Raw genomic sequence first — 20,874 nt, forward strand, 5'->3', positions numbered from 1 at the left:
ACAAATTCACCCGGTTTCATCGGCTCAGATGCGGGGTGATATCAGTGTGCGGCAAAGCTTAGGTTGATGAACGTTCGCCACAGCCGACCGCAAATCGGCCATTTCGATGCCGTCGTCCCTTCCTCAGGTTGGACAGCGATTTAGAGCCATACTAAGCATCGGCCCGGGGGCTGTCTTGCCGGCGACTGAACCGTTTTCCGTTAACGAGCGTGTGCGAATCAAACGTGACACAACGTACTGACATCGCGATCGTCGGTCGCGCCTGCCGGCTCCCCGGCGCGCCGAGCGTCGACGGTCTCTGGCAGCTCCTGACGGAGGCGCGCTGCGCCGTCGGCCGCATTCCCGGGGACCGCTGGTCCCTGGACCGCTTCGGGCATCCGCGGGCGCAGGAGCGCGGCAAGAGCTACACCTGGGCCGCCGGCGTCCTCGACGACATCTGGTCGTTCGACCCGGCGGTGTTCGGCATCTCGCCGCGCGAGGCCGAGCAGATGGATCCGCAGCAGCGGCTCCTGCTCGAGCTGACTTGGGAGGCGCTGGAAGATGCGGGCATGCGCCCCTCGAGCGTCGCCGGCAGCCCGATCGGCGTGTACGTCGGCGCCTCGTCGCTCGATTACGGCAACCTGCGCATCCTCGACGTGCCGTCGGGCGACGCCTACGCGGCGACCGGCAACACGCTCTCGATCCTGTCGAACCGGATCTCGTACATCTTCGACCTCAAGGGTCCGAGCTTCACCGTCGACACCGCCTGCTCGTCCTCCCTGGTCGCCCTCGACAACGCGGTCGCCGCGATCCGGTCCGGCCGCGTCGACACCGCGGTCGTGGCCGGCGTCAACGTGCTGGCGAGCCCCTTCAACTTCATCTGCTTCTCCAATGCGCAGATGCTGTCGCGCACCGGGCTGTGCCAGGCCTTCTCGGCCTCCGCCGACGGCTACGTCCGCTCGGAGGGCGGCGTGGTGCTCGTGCTGCAATCGGCGGAGGCCGCGCGGCGCGGCGGATCGACCGTGCGCGGCGTGATCGCCGCGTCCGGCGTGAACTCGGACGGGCGCACCACCGGCATCTCGCTGCCGTCGGGCTACGCGCAGGGCGCGCTGCTGGAGCAGGTCTACCGCGAGGCCGAGATCGACCTCGACGACATGGCCTTCATGGAGGCCCACGGCACCGGCACGCCGGTGGGCGACCCGATCGAGGCCTCCGCCATCGGCGGCAAGATCGGCAAGGGCCGCAAAAGCCCGCTGCCGATCGGCTCGATCAAGACCAACATCGGGCACACCGAGCCGGTCTCCGGCCTCGCCGGCCTGCTCAAGGCGAGCCTCGCCCTCGAGCACGACCTGGTGCCGCCGTCGCTGCACTCGGCCGAGCTCAACCCCGACATCCCCTTCGCCGAGATGAACCTGCACGTGGTGCAGACGGCGCTGGCGATTCCGCGCGGCGCGCGTCAGCGCTTCGCCGGCGTGAACTCCTTCGGCTTCGGCGGCACCAACGCCCACGTCGTGCTGACCGATCCGGCCCCGGTGGCCACGCTGGCCTCCGCGGCCCGCGCGCCCGAGGTGCTGCTGCTCTCGGCCCAGAGCCGCGCCGCCCTCAACGAGCTCGCCCTCGACTATGCCGATCGCTTCGACGCCGCGGGCCCTGCCGAGGCCGATCGGATCGCGGCCGGCGCCGCGCATCGTCGGGAGCGCCTGTCGTCCCGCCTCGCGATCACCCTCGACGGCAAGGCCGACATCGCCGCCGAGCTCCGTACCATCGGCGAGGCCGAGGACTCGGCCGTCGCGCTCACCGGCACCGCGATCGACCGGGCGGCCGACGTCGCCTTCGTCTATTCCGGCAACGGCAGCCAGTGGGCCGGAATGGGCCGCGAGGCCTATGCCGAGAACGCGGTGTTCCGCGCGGCCTTCGACCGGATCGACACGCTGTTCGCCGCCTACTCGAAATGGTCGCTCAAGGCGGCTTTGGACGCCGAGGACCTCGACGAGCGCCTGGCGCTGACCAGCGTCTCGCAGCCGCTGATCTTCGCGATCCAGAGCGCTTCGACCACCGCCCTCCGCGCGGCCGGCCTCGCGCCGAAATTCGTGCTCGGGCACAGCGTCGGCGAGATCGCCGCGGCGGAGGCTGCCGGGATCCTCAGCCTCGAGCAGGCGGTGAGGGTCATCTTCTACCGCAGCCATCATCAAGAGACGACGCGCGGCCAGGGCACCATGGCGGTGCTGCTGATGCCGGCCGAGGAGGTCGAGGGCTTCCTCGAGGATTACCCGACCCTCGACATCGCCGCCTACAATAGCCCCAAGGCCGTCACCGTGGCCGGGCCCGTCGCCGCGATCGACGCTGCGCTCAAGGCGCTGTCGCGCAAGCGCCGGCGCGGGCGCAAGCTCGACCTCGACTACGCCTTCCACGGCCGGTTCATGGACCCGACCGAGAAGCCGCTGCTGCGCGACCTCGCCGGCCTGAAGCCGTCGCCCGGAACCACCGCGATGGTCTCGACGGTGACCGGCGCGGTGCTCGACGGCGGCCAGTTCGGCGGCACCTACTGGTGGCGCAACATCCGCGAGCCGGTGCGCTTCTGCGAGGCGGTGCAGGAGGCGACCCGCCAGGGCGCCCGCATCTTCGTTGAGGTCGGCCCGCGCGCGACGCTGATGTCGCATATCGGCGACGCCATCGAGCCGCTCGGCATCGACAACGCCACCGTCGGCGTGATGCACAAGAAGGCCAGCGGCGGCGATCCGATCGCCCGCGCGTTGGCGGCCGCCCTGGTCCAGGGCGCGGCCGTGGACGAGCGGACCGTCTTCGGCGACGCGCCGGCCGGCGCCCTGAACCTGCCGGCCTATCCCTGGCAGCGCCGCCCCTTCCGCCTCGGCGACACCACCGAAAGCCTGGGTGCGGCGACCCCGCGCGTGTACCACCCGCTCATCGGCTCGCGCGTCCAGGTCGACGGCCTGGAATGGCACGGCTTCGCCGACATTGCCACGATCCCCGAGCTCGACGACCACCGCATCGAGGGCCAGGCGATCATGCCGGGCGCCGGCTTCGTCGAGATGGCTCTGGCCGCCGTGCGCGAGGCCCTGCGCAGCGACCACGTCGTGCTCGCCGAGTTCGAGATCCACTCCCCGATGGTGTTCGGCGAGGAGGCCCTGCGCGAGGTCGCGGTGCGGATGTCGGGCTCCGGCAACGCGGTTCAGGTCCTGAGCCGCCCGCGGCTCACCCCGTCGCCGTGGCAGCTGCATGCCTCGGCCAAGATCGTCGAAGGCACCTTCGCGCCGCCGGTGCGGCCCGACGTCGAGATGCCGTCCGAGGACGTGCTCACCGGCGACGAGCTCTACCTGCGCGCCGAGGCGGCCGGGCTCGGCTTCGGCCCGAGCTTCCGCCAGGTCGCGGCGAGCGCCCGGATCGACGACGTCACCATCGTCTCCGACCTCGTTCCCGCCGAGGCCGACCCGCGCTACGGCCTCGTGCCGGCCCGGCTCGACGCCTGCTTCCACGGGCTGATCCTGCTGTTCGCCGACCTGCTCGGCGAGAATGCCGGCAAGGCCTACATCCCGGTGCGCTTCGGCGAGGTCCGGCTGCTGCGCCCCGGCGCCGCGATCGCGCGGGCCGTCATCCGGACCCGACGCTGCAACGAGCGCTCGATCCTGGCCGACTTCACCATCCTCGACGCCGAGGGCGAGGTCGTCGCCACCATCCGCGAGGGCCGCTTCCAGGCGCTGCGCGCCAAGGGCGGCGGCGACCTCGCCGCCTACGCGATCACGCAAGCGGCGGAACTCGCGACCGAGCCGACCGCGATCGCGACGGACCGCCGGTCGAGCATCGCCGCGCTGCTGAAGCCGGCCGCCAAGGCTGCCCGCGCCGCATCCGGCGCCCCGCTCTCGCCCGGGCATCTCCTGCTCGAGGGCTGGGCGACCTCGCTCGCCTACCGCCTCGCCTCCGGCCTGAAGCAGGGCGCCACCGTCGCGATCGACGCGCGCGTCCCGGACGAGATGCGCCCGTGGCTCGTCAACGCGCTCTACGCCCTGGAAAGCAGCGGGCTCGCCGAGCAGGATGGCGACCTCTGGCGTCTCGGCGACGGCGACGCGCTGCCGGCGCCGACCGAGATCATGCGCTGGATCGCGGCCGACCATCCCGAGCTGTCGGCCGAGCTGGTCCTGCTGGCCGATGTCGGCGCCCTGGTCGATCGCCTGCTCGCCGGCACCCTCACCGAGGCTCCGAGCCTGCCGCAGAATGCGCTCGACGCGTTCACCCTGCGCAGCGCCACCGCCCGCGCCTCGGCCGACGTCGTCGCCGGGATCGCCGAGGCCTGCGGCGGCATGCTGCCGAAGGACCGGGCGCTCCGCCTGCTCCAGGTCGGCTTCGGGCCGTTGTCCGCCCAGGTCGCGGCCTTCGCCGAATCCGCCGAGGCGCGCCTCACGGTGTTCGACACCGACCGGCGCCTTGCGGAGCGCGCCCGCCTCGCCCTCCCCCGCGGCGTCGCGGTGATCGAGGCCGCCGAGGACCTTCCGGCGGCCGGCTTCGACCTGATCCTGGCCAGCGGCGCGTTGCATCGCGGCGAACGCGACCTGCCGCAGCGGCTGGCCAACGCGCTCGCCACCGGCGGCCTGCTGCTCGCGGTCGAGCCCGGCGCCTCGCTGTTCCGCGACCTCGTCTTCGGCCTGATCCCCGGCTGGTTCGAGGCCGGGCTCGGCGACATGCCGGTCGGCCGCCTCGACGACATCCCGGGCTGGCAGCGCACCCTCAGCGCCACCGGCCTCGTCAGCGTCGCGGTCGACCGCGCCGCCTCGGTCAACGGCGACGACCTCCTGCTCGTCGCCGAAGCGCCGCCCCGGCCCGGCAAGGCCGCCGCGCAGACCTTCGCCTTCGTCATCGGCTCGGACGACGAGTTCGCCGCCGAGACCGCCTCGTCGCTCGCGACCCTGCTCGTCGCCGCCGGCGTGCACGTCTCGATCATCCTCGACTCCGAGGCCTCGCTGCTGGAGCTGGAGCGCGAGACCCCGGACACGGTGGTGTTCCTGGCCGGCGCCTTCACCCGCGGCGGCGATGCCGCGGCGCGGTTGCGCGAACGCTGCCTCAGCCTGAAGCGCTGCACCGAGCATCTCGGCGCGCGCCAGACCAAGCTCTGGGTGGTCTCGCCCGGCGCGACCCGCGACGGCGGCGGGCAGGCCGCGTCCGTCGAGGCCGGGGTCTGGGCGTTCTCGCGCACGCTGGCCAACGAGATCGCGACGCTCGACGTGCGCCGCATCGACCTCGCCCCCGAGATCGGCTCGAAGCGCGCGGCCGAGCGCCTGCGCGACCTGATCCTCTCGGGCACGCAAGAGACCGAGATCGTTCTGGACGACGACCGCACCCGGGTGATCCGCTTCCGTCCCGGTCACACGCTCAGGCGGATCGATCCCGAGGCGGTGCCGGCCGAGGCCGCCCGCCTGGAGCGCAGCAACACCGGCGGCCTCAACGAGATGGTCTGGGGGCCGGCGATCCGCCGCGCGCCGGGTGCCGGCGAGGTCGAGATCGCCGTCGAGGCGACCGGCCTGAACTTCCGCGACGTGCTCTGGGCGCTCTCGATGCTGCCCGAGGAGATCCTGGAGGACGGCTTCGCCGGCCCCCGCCTCGGCCTCGAATGCGCCGGCCGCGTCGTCGCGGTCGGTGCCGGCGTCCAGGCGTTCAAGGTCGGCGATCCGGTCGTGGCCTTCGCGCAGTCCGGCTTCTCGACCCACATCGTCGTGCCCGAGCTGGTCGTCGCGCCGTCGCCCGCCGGCCTCGATCCGATGGCGGCGGCGACCGTGCCGGTCGCCTTCCTCACCGCCTATTACGGGCTGGTCTCCTGCGCCCGGCTGCGCCGCGGCGAATGGGTGCTGGTCCACGGCGGTGCCGGCGGCGTCGGCCTCGCCGCCCTGCAGATCGCCAAGCTCAAGGGCGCCCGCGTCATCGCCACCGCCGGCTCGCGCGAGAAGCGTGCGCTGGTCAAGGCGCTCGGCGCCGAGCACGTGCTTGACTCGCGCTCGCTCGCCTTCGTCGACGATATCCGCGCGCTCACCGGCACCGGCGTCGACGTGGTCCTGAACAGCCTGTTCGGCGAGGCGATGGAGCGCTCGCTCAACGCGCTGAAGCCGTTCGGCCGGTTCATCGAGCTGGGCAAGCGCGACTATGTCGCCAACACCCATATCGGCCTGCGTCCGTTCCGGCGGAACCTGAGCTACTTCGGCGTCGACCTCGACCAGGTGCTGCAGCACCAGGGCGACGACGGCGCACGGATGTTCCGCGAGGTGATGGCGCTGTTCAACGACGGCGGCCTCAAGCCCCTGCCCTACCAGCCGTTCACCGCCGACGAGACCTCGGACGCGTTCCGGCTGATGCAGCAATCGGGACACGTCGGGAAGATCGTGATCGCGCCGCCGAAGCCCGGCCGCGTGCTCACCGCCCGCAACACGCCCTTCACGGTCTCGACCGACGGCGTCCACCTGATCACCGGCGGCCTCGGCGGCTTCGGTGGCGTGGCGGCCCGCTGGCTCGCCGACCGCGGCGCGAAGAACCTCCTCCTCGTCGGCCGCAAGGGCGCCGAGTCCGACGAGGCCAAGGCCGTCGTCGCCGACCTGACCGCCCGCGGCGTGACGGTCGCGGCCACGCCGTGCGACATCACCAACCGCGTCGCGGTGGATGCATTGCTCGCCGGGATCGAGGCGTCGGGCCGCAAGCTCGCCGGCGTGATCCATGCGGCCGCCGTGCTGCAGGACGGGCTGATCGCCAACCTGGACGCCGCCGCGCTCGACGCGGTGATCGGCCCCAAGGTGATCGGCGCCCAGAACCTCGACGCCGCGACGCGCGACCGTGCGCTCGACTACTTCGTGGTGTTCTCCTCGGCCACGACCTTCATTGGCAATCCCGGCCAGGGCGCCTACGTCGCGGCCAACGGCTTCATGGAGGGGCTGGCGCGCCAGCGCCGCCGCCGGGGGCTGCCGGCGCTGGCCGTCGCCTGGGGCGCGATCGGCGACGTCGGCATGCTCGCCCGCAACAAGACGGTGATGGAGGGGCTTGCCGGCCGCGTCGGCGTGACGCCGATGGAGGCCCGCCGCTGCCTCGACCTCATGGCCGATGCGCTGGGCGTCCAGGGCTCGGCGCCCGACGACGCGGTGCTCGCCATCGCCTCGATGCATTGGGGCAAGACGCGCGAGCGCCTCGCGACCATGCGCTCGCCGAGCTACGACGACCTCGGCTCCGACCAGCAGATGGAGGCCGGCGCGGTCGCCGCGATCAGCATCGGCACGCTGCTCAAGGGCAACGACATCGACGCGGTGCGCAAGACCGTGTCCGACGCGATCGTCGAGGACATCGCCCGCATCCTGCGCCTGCCGAAGGACGACATCAGCCGCGTGCGCCAGCTCTCCGAGATCGGCCTCGACTCGCTGATGGGCGTCGAGCTCGGCGCCAGCCTGCAGGAGCGCTTCGGCCTCGATTCGCCGCCGGCGGGCCTATCCTCTGGGATGACCGTCAACGAGCTGTCGGAGTCCTTAATTCAGGCGGTTTCGGCGCCGATGGACGAGGCCGCCGGGGTCGCCCTGAGCCTCGCTTCGAGGCACGTCGGCAGCGAGGTCGATGCGGCGGTGCTCCAGCCGTTCCAGGATCTCGTCGAGAAGAAGAGCCTCGAGAGCAAAGAGATCCTGTCATGACGCAATCGCCACGGCCGGATGGGGGGCGCGCCGCGCTCGCGGGCTTCGTGACGAACCGGCTGGGACGCAACGCGCCCCGGCCGACCGCGCTCCGCGCGCCGGAGAAGGTCGGCGATCCCTCGGTGCAGGATTTCGCGAGCCTGCCCGGCTACCGCGAGCTGCGGCTGCAGCGCTCGGCCGCCGAGCTGATCGGCCTCGACAACCCGTTCTTCCACGTCCACGAGACCAAGGCCGGCGCGACCACCCGCATCGCCGGGCGGTCCTTCGTCAACTTCTCGTCCTATGACTACCTCGGCCTCAACGGCCACCCGCGCATCTCGGATGCCGCCCGCGCGGCGATCGCCGAGTTCGGCACCTCGTCGTCGGCGAGCCGCGTCGTCGCCGGCGAGCGGCCGGGCCACCTCAGCCTGGAGAAGGCGCTGGCGGCGCATTACCAGACCGAGGCCTGCGTGGTGATGGTGAGCGGGCACGCCACCAACGTCACGACGATCGGGGCGCTGCTCGAGCCGGGCGACGTGATCTTCCACGACAACCTGATCCACAACAGCATCGTCACCGGCGCGCAGCTGTCCGGCGCCCAGCGCCGCTCCTTCGCCCACAACGACCTCGACGCGCTCGAAACCCTGCTTCAGGCGACCCGGCACGAGCACCGCCGGGCCCTGATCGTGATCGAGGGCCTCTACAGCATGGACGGCGACGCGCCGGACCTCGCCGGCTTCATCGCCCTCAAGGAGCGTTACAACGCCTGGCTGATGGTCGACGACGCCCACGGGCTCGGCGTGCTCGGCCGAACCGGCGCCGGGCTGTTCGAGCATGCCGGCATCGACCCGAAGCGGGTCGACATCTGGATGGGCACCTTCTCGAAGACGCTCTCGGCCTGCGGCGGCTACATCTGCGGCGCCTCGACGCTGATCGAGTACCTGAAGTGCACGGCCGGCGGCTTCGTCTACAGCGTCGGCATGTCCCCGCCGCTCGCGGCCGCCGCCGAGGCCGCGCTCGCGGTGATGCACGACGAGCCGGAGCGGGTCGAGCGCCTGCGCCAGAACGGCGCCCTGTTCCTCGCCTGCGCGAAGAAGCGCGGGCTCGATACCGGGACCAGCATGGGGCTCGCGGTGATCCCTGTGATCGTCGGCGATTCGCTGAAGTCGGTGACGTTGTCCGATCGGCTGTACAAGCGCGGGATCAACGTGCAGCCGATCATCCACCCGGCCGTGCCCGAGCGCGCCTCGCGCCTGCGCTTCTTCATGACCTCGGAGCACACGCCCGAGCAGATCCGCGAGACGGTCGCCGCGGTCGCCGAGGAGCTCGCCGCCATCGAGAAGGGCGGCTCGCTGATCGAGCAGCTCCTGGCCAAGCGCAGCTGACGATCCGATCGATCGAGACCAATGACGCCCGGGTTCGAAGCCCGGGCGTTTTCCGTTTCAGTGATCGAGACAAGCAACGCGATCTGAATCGAGCGACTGTAGATCGTCGATCAACAAGTCTAGGATTGGGCGATCGGTTTTCGGTGACGAAGAGTGCTTCCGAACCTCGGCGAACGCGATGGCGATCGGCTGTCCCGAGCATTCGAGGATTGTCGACTTTACGGTCCTTTAACCACGACCTGCAACGTTGACGAGGTCTTCCAGGGACCGCCGACGATGCTCCATTCCGACCCGCTCCTGACCCGCCCCACCCTCACCCATACCGGCCTGCTCGCGCGGGCGGTCGATGGCCTGAAGGGCGAGGCCGCCTCTCCGGCCGAGATGTGGCGCCTGCTGACCGACAACTACATCGTCGATCTCGACGCGGTCGCGGCGCTGATGCCGATCCCCGAGCCCGAGCCGGTCTGGCTCGCCGCGCGGGGCTGATGCAGCAAGATCACAGGTGCGGCCGGCCTCGCCGAGCTGGCACGACATCTGCAAACCCCACAGCGTCATCAAGAGAAACGTCACGACGAGGAACGCCCGGACAAGAAACACGCGGTGGCTCGAACGCCTGAGCACCCCGCGGACCTGTCGATCGCTCGAACACGGGGTCCGTCATGTCCGAATTGTTGTCCGTTGCCCTCGTCTGCGCCGGGACGCTGCTGGCCCAGGATTGCTCCCGCGAGACCGCGCTCGACGTGATCGTCTCGCCGGCGCGCACGCCGATGGAGTGCATCATGCACGCCCAGACCATGGCCGCCGCGGCCGGGCTGCCCGGCGGCGACCATCGCTACCTCAAGGTCTCGTGCGAGCATCGGCGTACCGAAGCCGCCCCGGTGGTCGTCGTGCGCCGGGCGTCCTGAGCGCGGCTCAGCCGACCGCCGTCAGGGTGTCGCCGACCGCGAGGGTCCCGCCGGCGATCACCTCGGCATAGACGCCGCAATCGCGGTGGCCGAGACGCGCGTCGATCGCCCAGGGGATGTCGAGGTCGCGCACGCCGCTGACCGGGTCGACGTTGGTCGCCGCGCAGCGCACGGTGCGCTGGGTCAGCTTGAGGCGCAGCCCGCTCGGCGCCTCGAGCACGCGGCCGACCATCTCCAGCTCGGCCCAGGGGGCGAGCCCTTCCACGAAGAGGTTGCCGCGAAAGCGCAGCGGATCGACGGGCGCGCCGACGTAATCCTCGATCGCGCGCACGCTGGCGAGGTTGATCAGCGAGACGAAGCCGATCCTGGAATCGGTGAAGCGGTATCCGGTCTGCGCCGCCGCCGCCAGCACTCGCGGCGCGCCGCGCAGGGCGTGGGGCAGCAGGCGCCGCAACAGGTCCTCAAGCGTCGCCCGGCCCTCTTCGGTGTCGAGCTTGGCCTTGACGGTCTCGCCTTCGGCCTCGATGGTGAGCGTCGCGGTGGCGTCGTCGTAGCGGGTGCGCAGGCGCGCCAGCGCCTCGTCGCGCATCAGCATCATGTACTTCGTCTTGGGCTGATGACGCGGTGCGTTCGGGTCGAAGCCCGAATCGCCGTTCTCGACCGCGTAGAGCCGATCGCCCGGGAAGTTGCCCGACGTCTCGAGGTCCGCCCGTTCCAGCGGCTCGGGGCTGAACCCCTTCACGGGGTAGCGGTAGAGGGCGGAGAGCGTCGCGGTCATGCCGGCACCGTGGCCCGGATCTTCACATCGATGCAAGGGGTCTGCCCCCTCTTGTGGTGCGCAACTGCAACACCACATCCTCGATACCGGCGGCCATCGGCGCCGGGGCCTTCCGCGGCGGTTCCTCGTCGGGAGGCGGCGTCTCGGGCCGACATCGCGCCTTCCAGGGCGGCGGAGGCCGAAGCGGTAGGAAACAAGAACGCATGAATTTCGAGAAATACACCGAGCGCGCCCGCGGCTTCGTCCAGGCTGCGCAGAACCTCGCGATGCGCGAGGGCCATCCCCAATTGCAGCCGGGCCACCTGCTCAAGGTGCTGCTCGACGATCCCGAGGGCCTGTGCGCGGGCCTGATCGACCGGGCCGGCGGCCAGTCGCGCGTCGCCCTGGCGCAGATCGAGGCGTGGCTCGCCAAGCAGCCGAAGGTCTCCGGCAACGCAAGCCAGCCGCAGGCGACGCGCGACCTGATGCGCCTGTTCGACACCGCCGAGAAGGCTGCCGAGAAGGCCGGCGATTCCTACGTCACCGTGGAGCGCCTCCTGCTCGCGCTCGCCGTCGAGAAGGACACCGAGGCCGGCAAGGCGCTCGTCTCCGCCGGCGTGACGCCGGCTTCGCTCAACGGCGCGATCAACGCCCTGCGCAAGGGCCGGACGGCCGACAACGCTTCGGCCGAGAACGCCTACGACGCCCTGAAGAAGTACGCCCGCGACCTCACCGAAGCCGCGCGCGAGGGCAAGCTCGACCCGGTGATCGGCCGCGACGAGGAGATCCGCCGCACGATCCAGGTCCTGTCCCGGCGCACCAAGAACAATCCGGTCCTCATCGGCGAGCCCGGCGTCGGCAAGACGGCGATCGTCGAGGGGCTGGCCCTGCGCATCGTCAACGGCGACGTGCCCGAGAGCCTGAAGGAGAAGAGCCTTCTCGCCCTCGACCTCGGCGCGCTCATCGCCGGGGCGAAGTTCCGCGGCGAGTTCGAGGAGCGGCTGAAGGCCGTGCTGTCCGAGGTCACCGCGGCCGCGGGCGGCATCATCCTGTTCATCGACGAGATGCACACCCTGGTCGGCGCCGGAAAGGCCGATGGGGCGATGGACGCCTCGAACCTGCTGAAGCCGGCGCTGGCCCGCGGCGAGCTGCACTGCGTCGGCGCGACCACGCTCGACGAGTACCGCAAGCATGTCGAGAAGGATGCGGCGCTGGCCCGCCGCTTCCAGCCGGTCTTCGTCTCGGAGCCCACCGTGGAGGATACGGTCTCGATCCTGCGCGGGATCAAGGAGAAGTACGAGCAGCACCACGGCGTCCGCATCCAGGATTCCGCCTTGGTCGCGGCCGCGACGCTGTCGAACCGCTACATCACCGACCGCTTCCTGCCCGACAAGGCGATCGACCTCATGGACGAGGCCGGCTCGCGCCTGCGCATGCAGGTCGATTCGAAGCCCGAGGAGCTGGACAACCTCGACCGCGAGATCGTGCGCCTGAAGATCGAGGGCGAGGCGCTGAAGAAGGAGACCGATTCGGCCTCCCGCGACCGTCTGGCCCGGCTCGAGAAGGAGCTTGCCGACCTCGAGGAGCAGTCCGCCACCATCACCTCGCGCTGGAAGGCGGACAAGGACAAGCTCGGCGCCGCCGCCGAGCTCAAGAAGAAGCTCGACGAGGCGCGCAACGAGCTGGCCTCCGCCCAGCGCCAGGGGCAGTACCAGCGCGCGGGCGAGCTCGCCTACGGCGTGATCCCGGGGCTGGAGAAGCGGCTCGCCGAGATCGAGGCCGCGGCCGAGAGCGCGGTCGCGCGCGACGGCATGGTCGAGGAGGCGGTGACGCCGGCCCACATCGCGGGCGTGGTCTCGCGCTGGACCGGCGTGCCGGTGGACAAGATGCTGGAGGGCGAGCGCGACAAGCTGCTCGCGATGGAGGACGCGATCGGCAGGCGCGTCGTTGGCCAGCGCGAAGCGGTGGAAGCGGTCTCGACCGCGGTGCGCCGCGCGCGCGCCGGCCTGCAGGACCCGAACCGGCCGATCGGCTCGTTCATGTTCCTCGGGCCGACCGGCGTCGGCAAGACCGAGCTGACCAAGGCGCTCGCCAGCTTCCTGTTCGACGACGACACCGCGTTGGTGCGCATCGACATGTCGGAATACATGGAGAAGCACTCCGTGGCCCGGCTGATCGGCGCGCCCCCCGGCTATGTCGGCTACGAGGAGGGCGGCGCGCTGACCGAGGCGGTGCGGCGCCGGCCGTATCAGGTCGTGCTGTTCGACGAGATCGAGAAGGCGCATCCGGACGTGTTCAACGTCCTGCTGCAGGTTCTCGACGACGGGCGCCTGACCGACGGGCAGGGGCGGACGGTCGACTTCCGCAACACGCTGCTGATCATGACCTCGAACCTCGGGGCCGAGTATCTGGTGGCGCAGAGCGAGGGCGAGGACACCGATGCGGTGCGGGACGACGTGATGGGCGTGGTGCGAAGCCACTTCCGGCCGGAGTTCCTGAACCGGATCGACGAGATCATCCTGTTCCACCGGCTCAAGCGGGCGGAGATGGGCGCCATCGTCGACATCCAGCTCGTCCGCCTCCAGAAGCTGCTGGAGGAGCGCAAGATCGTCCTCGACGTCGACGCCGAGGCGCGCGCCTGGCTCGCCGACCGCGGCTACGACCCGGCCTACGGGGCGCGGCCGTTGAAGCGGGTGATCCAGAAGACGGTGCAAGACCCGCTGGCGGAGCTACTGCTGTCGAGCAAGATCCACGACGGCGAGAGCGTGCCGGTGGCGGTGGGGCCGGACGGCCTCGTCATCGCCGGCACCGCGACAGCGCCGCGGCGGCGGCCGGCCAACGTGACGCTGAACTGACCTCGTGCGGCGCATCGGTTTCGAACCGGTGCGCCGCAGTTCTCGTGAAACGCTGCGCTCAGCGCACGACGACGTGGTATCGCTGCCGCAACGGATTGCCGAGCGGCCCGATGTACTCGACCGTGAAGCTGTCCTCACCGACCGTTCCCAGCGCGGTGCTGTAGATCAGCTGCGTCGCCGGCACCTTCCGCGTGTTGCACAGCGATCGCGGATTGTAGAAGCCGAAGCTCGGATATTCCCGGCCCTGACGGACCGTGACGCTGCCGAGCCGCGGCGGATCGATGAGGCCAAGCGACCCGGCGCCCATCGAGTGGCAGGCCGGATCGAGGTAAATGCGCCAACCGATCTTCTGGCTCTGGCCGGACGCGACGACGCGCTCCTGGTCAGCCAGGAATTGTGCGTAGGCGATATGTGAAGACACGCCAAGGTAAAAAGTTGCCAGAAGAAATGCAATTACGCGTTTCATCTTGAGTCTCCGAATCGAAACCGCAATCACATCGCACGACATTATGGTTATTGAGAAGCCCATGACATCGGGAGCTTCGTGACATCCGCGACCTCAGCGTAGAGAGAAATGCGACGCCGGCAGGCGGAGTGGTGCGGGGCGGCAAACCGTGCATTCTGGCCGTCGGCGACGCGCGCGCCGTCCGCGGCGCTTCTGGCCTTCCACCGACGGAACGATCCGGCTGACATGCTGACCTACGCCATCGGCGACATCCACGGCTGCGCCGACCTGCTCGACGCCCTGCTCGCCCGCATCGAGGCCCATGCGGCGGGCGAGCCCTATCGCCTCGTCTTCCTGGGCGACTACATCGACCGTGGCCCGGACAGCGTGCGGGTGCTGCAGACGGTCAGCCGCCTGCACTGGAGCGATCCCGGGCGCGTCGCCTGCCTGATGGGCAACCACGAGGCGATGCTGCTCTCCGCACTGACGACCCCGGGGGCCGACGCGCTGTGGCTGCGCAACGGCGGCGCGGAGACGCTGGCCTCGTTCGGCGTGGACGAGGCGGCCGCGATCCCCGGCGACGTGCTCGACTGGATCGAAGGGCTGCAGACGGTGCATGCGGATGCCCGCCGCTGGTTCGTCCATGCCGGCTTCAGGCCGGGGTCCGACCCGGAGACCGCCGAGGTGCAGGACCGCCTCTGGATCCGCGAGCCGTTCCTCGCCGAGGATCACGATTTCGGCCGCCACGTCGTCCACGGCCACACGCCGCAAACCGGCGGCAACCCGGAGGTTCGCCCGTTCCGGACCAACCTCGACACGGGCGCCGTCTATGGCGGAGCGTTGACCGCGGGCGTGTTCTCGGATGCGCAGGGGCCGGCGCTGACGTTTTTGCAGGTCCGGGCGGACTGACCGGCTCCGACCTGCGCAATGCGAAGCGATCGGCCGAGTCGTCCCAAACCCCCGATCATCGGGGGGCCACGACCCGCGCCGGGTTGCCGACCACCGTCGCGCCGGCCGGCACGTCCCGCGTCACGACGGCGCCGGCACCGATGATCGCGTCGTCGCCCACCGTCACGCCCGGCAGGATCAGGGCGGCCCCGCCGATCCAGACGTTGGCGCCGATCGCGATCGGGCGACCGAACTCGAGGCCAGACCGGCGCGCCTCGGGATCGCGCGGGTGGTCCGCGGTGAGAATCTGGACGCCCGGCCCGATCTGCGTGCACGCACCGATCGTCACCGCGACCACGTCGAGGATCACGCAGCCGAAGTTGAGGAACGCCTCCGGGCCGAGCGTGATGTTGTAGCCGTAGTCGCAATGGAATGGCGGCCGGATCACCGCCTTCGGGCCGACGCCGCCGAGATGAGCGGCCAGCAGCGCGTGCCGCTCGGCCGACGGCAGCGCCAGCGTGGTGTTGTAGTGCGCGAGCCACGCCATGTTGGCGGCGGCATCCCGACGAAGCTCGGGATCGCCCGCGCGGTAGAGCGCGCCCGCGAGCATCTTCTGTTTCTCGGATCCCGACATCGGGCCTCGCGGTCACCTTGGGCGTGGAGAGCGGTCGTCAAGCCGCGCCTGTCCCGGCAGGGGCTCAACGCCTGGCCGGGATGAACGCCGCGATCGCCCCCAGGGTCCAGCCTGCCATCAGCAGGATGCCGCCCGACGGCGCGGCCATCGGGAACAGCGGCTGCCCGGCAAGCGCGCGGAGCGCGAGGTCACCGGAGAACAGCGCGAGGCCCAGCACAAGCGCCCAGGCGGCGATCCGGGTGGCGATCGCATGGGTCAGGCCGGCGGCGGCGAGTCCGGCGAGGGCCAGGATCGCGGGGGCATGGAACAGCAGGAACTGCGCCGCGGTCTTGAGGCTGTCCGCCCCCGGGATGTGGGCGGCCGCGGCGCTGGCTGCGACGCCGAGCCCGCCGGCGAGGCAGGCCAGGGCGACGAGGGCCCGATCCTTGACGGCAAGCATCAGGCGCCGCGCTCGGCCATCAGCCGGGCCACGGCGGCGCGCAGCTCGGGCACGCCGCGGTCGTCGCGGCTCGAGGTCAGCAGGATCTGCGGATAGGCCGCCGGACGCCGGGCGAGCGCGGCCTGGATGCCGGCGATGCGCGCGTCGATCTCGGACTTCTTCAGGGCGTCGCCCTTGGTCAGCACGATCTGGTAGCTCACGGCGGCCTTGTCGAGCCCGTCGAGCACGTCGGTGTCGATGCCCTTCAGCCCATGGCGGGAATCGATCAGCATGAAGACCCGCGCGAGGTTGGCGCGGCCCTTGAGGTAGGCGTGGATCAGGTCGGTCCAGGCCTCGACCTTCTCCTTGCCGACCGCGGCGTAGCCGTAGCCCGGCATGTCGACCAGCGTCAGGCGCTCGCCGATCCGGAAGAAGTTGAGCTGCTGGGTCCGCCCCGGCGTGTGCGAGGTGCGGGCCAGCGTGTTGCGCCCGGTCAGCGCGTTGACGAGGCTCGACTTGCCGACGTTCGAGCGGCCGGCGAAGGCGATCTCGACGCCTTCCATCGCCGGCAGCGTCCCGAGCGAGGGCGCCGCCGCGACGAAGTCGGCGGCGCCTGCGAACAGCAGGCGGCCGCTCTCGGCGAGCGCCGCATCTTCCTGCTCCTGCTGTGTCACGTCAGCTCTTCGCAGGCGCGGTCTTGCCGCCGCGCTTGAACGTGTTCCGCAGGTTGTCCCACAGCTCCACCTTCACGCCGTTGCGGCGCATGATGACGTATTGCTGCGTCACCGAGAGGGTGTTGTTCCAGGCCCAGTAGATCACCAGGCCGGCCGGGAACGAGCCGAGCATGAAGGTGAACACGATCGGCATGAAGGTGAAGATCTGCGCCTGCACCGGGTCCGGCGGGGCGGGGTTCATCTTCATCTGCACGAACATCGTCACGCCCATGATGATCGGCCAGATGCCGAGATGGACGAAGTCCGGCGCCGCGAAGGGCAGCAGGCCGAACAGGTTGACGATGCTGGTCGGATCGGGCGCGGCGAGGTCCTGGATCCAGCCGAAGAACGGCGCGTGACGCATCTCGATGGTGATGAACAGGACCTTGTACAGCGCAAAGAAGACCGGGATCTGCACCAGCACCGGCCAGCAGCCGGCGACGGGGTTGATCTTCTCCTTCTTGTACAGCTCCATCATCGCCTGTTGCTGCTTCATCTTATCGTCTTTGTACCGCTCCCGGATGGCGGTCATCTCGGGCTGCACGGCCTTCATCTTGGCCATGGAGACGTAGGAGCGGTTGGCGATCGGCAGGAACAGCAGCTTGAGGCAGAAGGTCACGATCAGGATCGCGACGCCGAAATTGCCGAAGAGGTGGAAGAAGAAGTCCAGCGCCCGGAACATCGGCTTGGTGATGAAGTGGAACCAGCCCCAGTCGATCATCAGGTCGAACTGCTTGATGCCGAGGTTCTTCTCGTAGCCGTTGATCGTGTTGACCTCCTTGGCGCCGGCGAACAGGCGCTGGGTGGTCGAGGCGGTGGCGCCCGGCTCGATGCTGCGGCCGTCGCCGCGCACGCTCGCCTGGTAGATCTTGGTCGCGCCGTCAGTGCGCTCGGTGAACGCGCCGGTATAGGACATCGTCTGGTCGGGGATCGCGGCCGCGGCCCAGTACTTGTCGGTGATGCCGACGAAGCCGCCGGTGACGTTCGCCCAGGCCTTGCCCTTGGTGGCGGCCCCGCCGTAGGCCGGCTCCTTGGCGAGGTGATCGTAGGTGTATTCCTGCAGGCCGTCGCCGCCGAGCACGCCGATCATGCCCTCGTGCAGCACGTAGTAGCCCTGGGTGTGCGGCTTACCCCAGCGCGAGACGAGGCTGTAGGGATAGAGCGTGACGGCGTTCGCGCCCTTGTTCTCGACCTCGTCGCGGACCGTGAACATGTACTTGTCGTCGACGGCGAGGATGCGCTTGAACACCAGCCCCGCGCCGTTGTCCCACGACAGCGTCACCGGCATGTTCACGCCGAGCGTCTGGCCGTCGGCGGTCCAGACGGTGTCGTTGGTCGGAAGCGGGCCCGCGGCGGCGCCGACCCAGCCGAACTCGGCGTAGTACGGCGCTTCCGTCCCGGCCGGCGACAGCAGCACGATCTCCGGGCTCTTGTCGTCCACGGTCTCGTGGTAGTTCTTCAGCGCGATGTCGTCGATGCGGCCGCCCTTGAGCGCGATCGACCCGGCCAGCGCCGGGGTCTCGATCTTGATGCGGGGCGAGCGGGCGAGCGCCTCGGTGCGGCCGATCGGGCCGGTGGCGGCGTTGGGCAGCGTGCCGGCGACGGGGGCGGCCGGGCCGCCCTCCTTCGGGCTCGGCGAGGGCACGCCGTCCGGCGTCACGCCGGGGCTCTGCTGGGCCGCCTGGTTCTGGATGTTGGCCTGGCGCTGCTGCTCGACCCGCGGCGCGGCGACGAAGTAGTTCCACCCGAGCAGCACGACCAGCGACAGGGCGATGGCCACGAACATATTCGTCTTGTCATTGCCCATCGGGGCCACCGTCGCACGCGTTCGAGGTTGCTGAGGGCGCACGGGCTGGTGCCGCTGCGCGATCGGATCTTTGGGGCGTCGCTTCCCGGGATGGCGCCGGCCCCTTGCCGCGGCCCTTCGCGGATCCCGGCTTGCCGGAGCGCGACGGACGGGCGCGCTCGCTCGGCCCGCGGGGCTTGGCCACCGCGGGGATCGCCCGGCGCAGGTCGTCCTTGAGGATGTCGAACGCGGCGTCGATCGCCGGGCGACGGGCGATCAGCACGACGTCGGCCGCGACCGCGCCGAACTCGGGCCCGAGTTCGGCGACCGCGGCGCGAAGGCGCCGGCGGATGCGGTTGCGCTCGGTGGCATGGCCGACCCGCTTGGTGATCGTGAAGCCGAGATGGAGCCCGGCGATCGATTCGCCGTCCCGGGTCTCGCACGCCTCGCGCACGCGGCCCTGCGCCGTCAGGCGCTCGGTGTGGAAGCGGCGCCCGTCGGCCGCCGCCAGAAAGTCCGGCCGCCGCCTCAGCCGCGCGATCGCCGCGCGATCCGTCGTCGGCAGATCCGTCGTCGGCAAGTCGGTCGCAGGCAAGTCGGTCATAGGCATGGGAAGCTCGGCCTCGCTCACGCCTCGGGCACCCTCCGCGCCGCGATGGGCGGCGCGACGGTCACGCTCAGGCCGAGAGCTTCTTGCGGCCGTGCGCGCGACGACGGGCGATGACCTTGCGGCCGCCGGCGGTCGCCATGCGGGCGCGGAAACCGTGACGGCGCTTCCGGACGAGGCGGCTCGGCTGGTAGGTTCTTTTCATGGCTCTTCAAGCCTCCAAAGGTCGAGGCGCGCTCGCGGGCGGCTGACGCCGCACCCGACCTTCACGCGTCTTTGAATTGTGAATGCACGTGCGGACGGCGCCCGAACGGAGCGCCATCGCGACTGCGCGGCTTATGGCGGATGGGATTTACCGAGTCAACGTTTTGGCGGGCCTCCGATGCCGGCGCGCGCGTCAGTGGCCCTCGAATTCCATCAGGGTCCGCACGGGCACGTCGAGGTCGCGCAGCTTCTGCGCACCGCCGATCTCGGGCAGGTCGATCACGAAGCAGGCGGCCACCACCTCGGCCCCGATCTGGCGGAGCAGGTTCACCGCCGCGGTCGCGGTCCCGCCGGTGGCGATCAGGTCGTCCACGAGCAGCACCCGGTCGCCCGGCTTGATCGCGTCGACGTGGATCTCCAGCTCGTCGGTGCCGTATTCGAGGGTGTAGGCGATCGACACCGTCTTGTGGGGCAGCTTGCCCTTCTTGCGCACCGGCACGAAGCCCGCCGAGAGCTGGTGCGCGACCGCCCCGCCGAGGATGAAGCCGCGCGCCTCGATGCCGGCGACCTGATCGATCCGCCCGCCCGCGAACGGATGCACCAGCGCGTCCACCGCCCGGCGGAAGGCGCGCGGGTCGCTGAGCAGCGTGGTGATGTCCCGGAACACGATGCCGGGCTTCGGATAGTCGGGGATCGAGCGGATCGATTCCTTCAGGGCGATGTGGCGGCGTTCCATGCCGGGCGGGCCTTCCTCGTGGTGATCGGCGGCTTAGAGCAGATGGCGCGCACCCTGGCCAGTTCGGCGCTCAGCCGTTGACCTTGCGCAGGATCGCGACGAGCTCCCGGTGCAGGCCCTCGTTGCCGCAGGCCACCGACTTCGCGGCGAGGGGCTCCGAGGCGCCGTCGGCCGAGGTGACGAAGCCGCCGGCCTCGCGCACCAGGATGATGCCGGCGGCGATGTCCCAGGTCTGCAGGTCGCGCTCCCAGTACAGGTCGAGGCGGCCGCAGGCGACGTAGGCGAGGTCGAGGGCCGCCGAGCCCATCCGGCGGGTGCCGCCGGAGACCGCCATCACCGCGGCGACCTCGCGCAGCAGGCGGGGATGGTTGCCGCGGCCGAGATAGGGCGTGCCGTAGGCGCTCAGCGCGTCGGCCATGTCGACCCGGCCCGAGACGCGCAGGCGCCGGTTGTTGAGGTAGGCGCCCTTGCCGCGCTCGGCCACGAACAGCTCGTCCTTGACCGGATCGTAGATCACGCCGGCGACCACCTGGCCCTCGCGCTCGAGCCCGACCGAAATCGCGAAGTGCGGGATGCCGTGCAGGAAGTTCGAGGTGCCGTCGAGCGGATCGACGTGCCAGACGTGGCTCTTGTCGGTGCCCTCGACGATGCCGGATTCCTCGAGAACCATGCCGTAGCCCGGCCGCGCCTTCGTCAGCGCGTCGCGCAGCACCTCCTCGGCCTTGCGGTCGGCCGCCGAGACGAAGTCGCCGGGGCCTTTTCGCGAGACCTGAAGGTTCTCGATCTCGCCGTAGTCGCGCCGCAGCCCCCGCGAGGCCTTGCGCACGGCATCGACCATCACGGTCATTAGGGGAGAGGAGATCATCGGGGAGCCTCGAGCGTTCGCGCGTCGTTTGACGCCGCGTTAAACGCTCTC

Annotated in this window: 16 protein-coding genes; 6 read left to right on the forward strand and 10 right to left on the reverse strand. The window is 70.5% G+C overall.

The annotated features are described in order from the left end of the window. Positions 1-224: 224 nt before the first annotated feature. The 4 genes from MKK60_RS17565 (at position 225) to MKK60_RS17580 (ending at position 9,915) form a co-directional block, all read left to right on the forward strand. On the forward strand, positions 225-7,646 hold the full coding sequence (locus tag MKK60_RS17565; protein WP_243987764.1) for a type I polyketide synthase: 7,422 nt from the start codon (positions 225-227) through the stop codon (positions 7,644-7,646). Continuing rightward, complete coding sequence (locus MKK60_RS17570; protein WP_147842541.1) at positions 7,643-9,010, forward strand: aminotransferase class I/II-fold pyridoxal phosphate-dependent enzyme; 1,368 nt, start codon at positions 7,643-7,645, stop codon at positions 9,008-9,010. Before MKK60_RS17565 ends, MKK60_RS17570 begins: the two co-directional genes overlap by 4 nt. Before the next feature lie 276 nt (positions 9,011-9,286). Further along, a complete protein-coding gene (locus MKK60_RS17575; protein WP_147725883.1) occupies positions 9,287-9,496 on the forward strand; it encodes a hypothetical protein in 210 nt (69 codons plus the stop codon). 173 nt (positions 9,497-9,669) lie between these two features. Further along, the gene (locus tag MKK60_RS17580; RefSeq protein ID WP_243987767.1) at positions 9,670-9,915 is read left to right on the forward strand and encodes a hypothetical protein; all 246 of its coding nucleotides are present in this window, start codon (positions 9,670-9,672) and stop codon (positions 9,913-9,915) included. Between the two features lie 7 nt (positions 9,916-9,922). On the opposite strand, the gene MKK60_RS17585 is transcribed toward MKK60_RS17580, so the two are convergent. Next, a complete protein-coding gene (locus MKK60_RS17585) occupies positions 9,923-10,693 on the reverse strand; it encodes an MOSC domain-containing protein (RefSeq protein ID WP_243987781.1) in 771 nt (256 codons plus the stop codon). 203 nt (positions 10,694-10,896) lie between these two features. On the opposite strand from MKK60_RS17585, the gene clpB reads away from it, so the two are divergent. Then, entirely contained in the window at positions 10,897-13,527 is a 2,631-nt protein-coding gene (gene clpB / locus MKK60_RS17590; protein WP_243987791.1) for an ATP-dependent chaperone ClpB, read from the forward strand. A 58-nt stretch (positions 13,528-13,585) separates the two neighbouring features. Here clpB and MKK60_RS17595 read toward each other — a convergent pair whose 3' ends face one another. Continuing rightward, positions 13,586-13,993 (reverse strand): hypothetical protein, encoded by a 408-nt coding sequence (locus tag MKK60_RS17595; RefSeq protein ID WP_243987793.1) that lies wholly within the window; start codon positions 13,991-13,993, stop codon positions 13,586-13,588. A gap of 225 nt (positions 13,994-14,218) precedes the next feature. Here MKK60_RS17595 and MKK60_RS17600 point away from each other — a divergent pair, with 225 nt between their 5' ends. Beyond that, positions 14,219-14,881 carry a metallophosphoesterase family protein gene (locus MKK60_RS17600; RefSeq protein ID WP_243987795.1) on the forward strand — a complete coding sequence of 221 codons (663 nt, stop codon included), beginning with the start codon at positions 14,219-14,221 and terminating at the stop codon, positions 14,879-14,881. Between the two features lie 55 nt (positions 14,882-14,936). Here the strand turns inward: MKK60_RS17600 and MKK60_RS17605 are convergent, their stop codons facing one another. From MKK60_RS17605 to MKK60_RS17640, 8 genes are all read right to left on the reverse strand, one after another. Further along, complete coding sequence (locus MKK60_RS17605) at positions 14,937-15,494, reverse strand: sugar O-acetyltransferase (RefSeq protein ID WP_243932507.1); 558 nt, start codon at positions 15,492-15,494, stop codon at positions 14,937-14,939. A 64-nt stretch (positions 15,495-15,558) separates the two neighbouring features. Beyond that, positions 15,559-15,933 (reverse strand): DUF423 domain-containing protein, encoded by a 375-nt coding sequence (locus MKK60_RS17610; protein ID WP_147842535.1) that lies wholly within the window; start codon positions 15,931-15,933, stop codon positions 15,559-15,561. Further along, a complete protein-coding gene (gene yihA / locus MKK60_RS17615; protein ID WP_243987809.1) occupies positions 15,933-16,586 on the reverse strand; it encodes a ribosome biogenesis GTP-binding protein YihA/YsxC in 654 nt (217 codons plus the stop codon). Before yihA ends, MKK60_RS17610 begins: the two co-directional genes overlap by 1 nt. A 1-nt stretch (position 16,587) precedes the next feature. Continuing rightward, positions 16,588-18,432: a membrane protein insertase YidC gene (yidC, locus tag MKK60_RS17620; protein WP_243987811.1), complete on the reverse strand. Its 1,845-nt coding sequence runs from the start codon at positions 18,430-18,432 to the stop codon at positions 16,588-16,590. Beyond that, a complete protein-coding gene (rnpA, locus tag MKK60_RS17625) occupies positions 18,422-19,015 on the reverse strand; it encodes a ribonuclease P protein component (protein WP_243987819.1) in 594 nt (197 codons plus the stop codon). The genes yidC and rnpA overlap by 11 nt, the downstream gene beginning before the upstream one ends. Before the next feature lie 73 nt (positions 19,016-19,088). After that, positions 19,089-19,223 carry a 50S ribosomal protein L34 gene (gene rpmH / locus MKK60_RS17630; protein WP_082643292.1) on the reverse strand — a complete coding sequence of 45 codons (135 nt, stop codon included), beginning with the start codon at positions 19,221-19,223 and terminating at the stop codon, positions 19,089-19,091. Positions 19,224-19,415: 192 nt separating this feature from the next. After that, a complete protein-coding gene (locus MKK60_RS17635) occupies positions 19,416-19,958 on the reverse strand; it encodes an adenine phosphoribosyltransferase (protein WP_147725873.1) in 543 nt (180 codons plus the stop codon). 70 nt (positions 19,959-20,028) lie between these two features. Then, a complete protein-coding gene (locus tag MKK60_RS17640) occupies positions 20,029-20,823 on the reverse strand; it encodes an inositol monophosphatase family protein (RefSeq protein ID WP_147725872.1) in 795 nt (264 codons plus the stop codon). Positions 20,824-20,874 lie beyond the last annotated feature (51 nt).

Source organism: Methylobacterium sp. J-092 (assembly GCF_022829325.1).
Classification (GTDB): Bacteria; Pseudomonadota; Alphaproteobacteria; order Rhizobiales; family Beijerinckiaceae; genus Methylobacterium.

What these genes read in the sequence shown, in the direction of transcription:
- rpmH (WP_082643292.1), bottom strand. Translation starts at nt 19,223, where the DNA reads ATGAAAAGAACCTACCAGCCGAGCCGCCTCGTCCGGAAGCGCCGTCAC.
- MKK60_RS17610 (WP_147842535.1), bottom strand. Translation starts at nt 15,933, where the DNA reads ATGCTTGCCGTCAAGGATCGGGCCCTCGTCGCCCTGGCCTGCCTCGCC.
- MKK60_RS17575 (WP_147725883.1), top strand. Translation starts at nt 9,287, where the DNA reads ATGCTCCATTCCGACCCGCTCCTGACCCGCCCCACCCTCACCCATACC.
- MKK60_RS17580 (WP_243987767.1), top strand. Translation starts at nt 9,670, where the DNA reads ATGTCCGAATTGTTGTCCGTTGCCCTCGTCTGCGCCGGGACGCTGCTG.
- MKK60_RS17635 (WP_147725873.1), bottom strand. Translation starts at nt 19,958, where the DNA reads ATGGAACGCCGCCACATCGCCCTGAAGGAATCGATCCGCTCGATCCCC.
- MKK60_RS17600 (WP_243987795.1), top strand. Translation starts at nt 14,219, where the DNA reads ATGCTGACCTACGCCATCGGCGACATCCACGGCTGCGCCGACCTGCTC.
- MKK60_RS17570 (WP_147842541.1), top strand. Translation starts at nt 7,643, where the DNA reads ATGACGCAATCGCCACGGCCGGATGGGGGGCGCGCCGCGCTCGCGGGC.
- rnpA (WP_243987819.1), bottom strand. Translation starts at nt 19,015, where the DNA reads ATGACCGACTTGCCTGCGACCGACTTGCCGACGACGGATCTGCCGACG.
- MKK60_RS17605 (WP_243932507.1), bottom strand. Translation starts at nt 15,494, where the DNA reads ATGTCGGGATCCGAGAAACAGAAGATGCTCGCGGGCGCGCTCTACCGC.
- MKK60_RS17640 (WP_147725872.1), bottom strand. Translation starts at nt 20,823, where the DNA reads ATGATCTCCTCTCCCCTAATGACCGTGATGGTCGATGCCGTGCGCAAG.
- MKK60_RS17585 (WP_243987781.1), bottom strand. Translation starts at nt 10,693, where the DNA reads ATGACCGCGACGCTCTCCGCCCTCTACCGCTACCCCGTGAAGGGGTTC.
- yidC (WP_243987811.1), bottom strand. Translation starts at nt 18,432, where the DNA reads ATGGGCAATGACAAGACGAATATGTTCGTGGCCATCGCCCTGTCGCTG.
- MKK60_RS17595 (WP_243987793.1), bottom strand. Translation starts at nt 13,993, where the DNA reads ATGAAACGCGTAATTGCATTTCTTCTGGCAACTTTTTACCTTGGCGTG.
- clpB (WP_243987791.1), top strand. Translation starts at nt 10,897, where the DNA reads ATGAATTTCGAGAAATACACCGAGCGCGCCCGCGGCTTCGTCCAGGCT.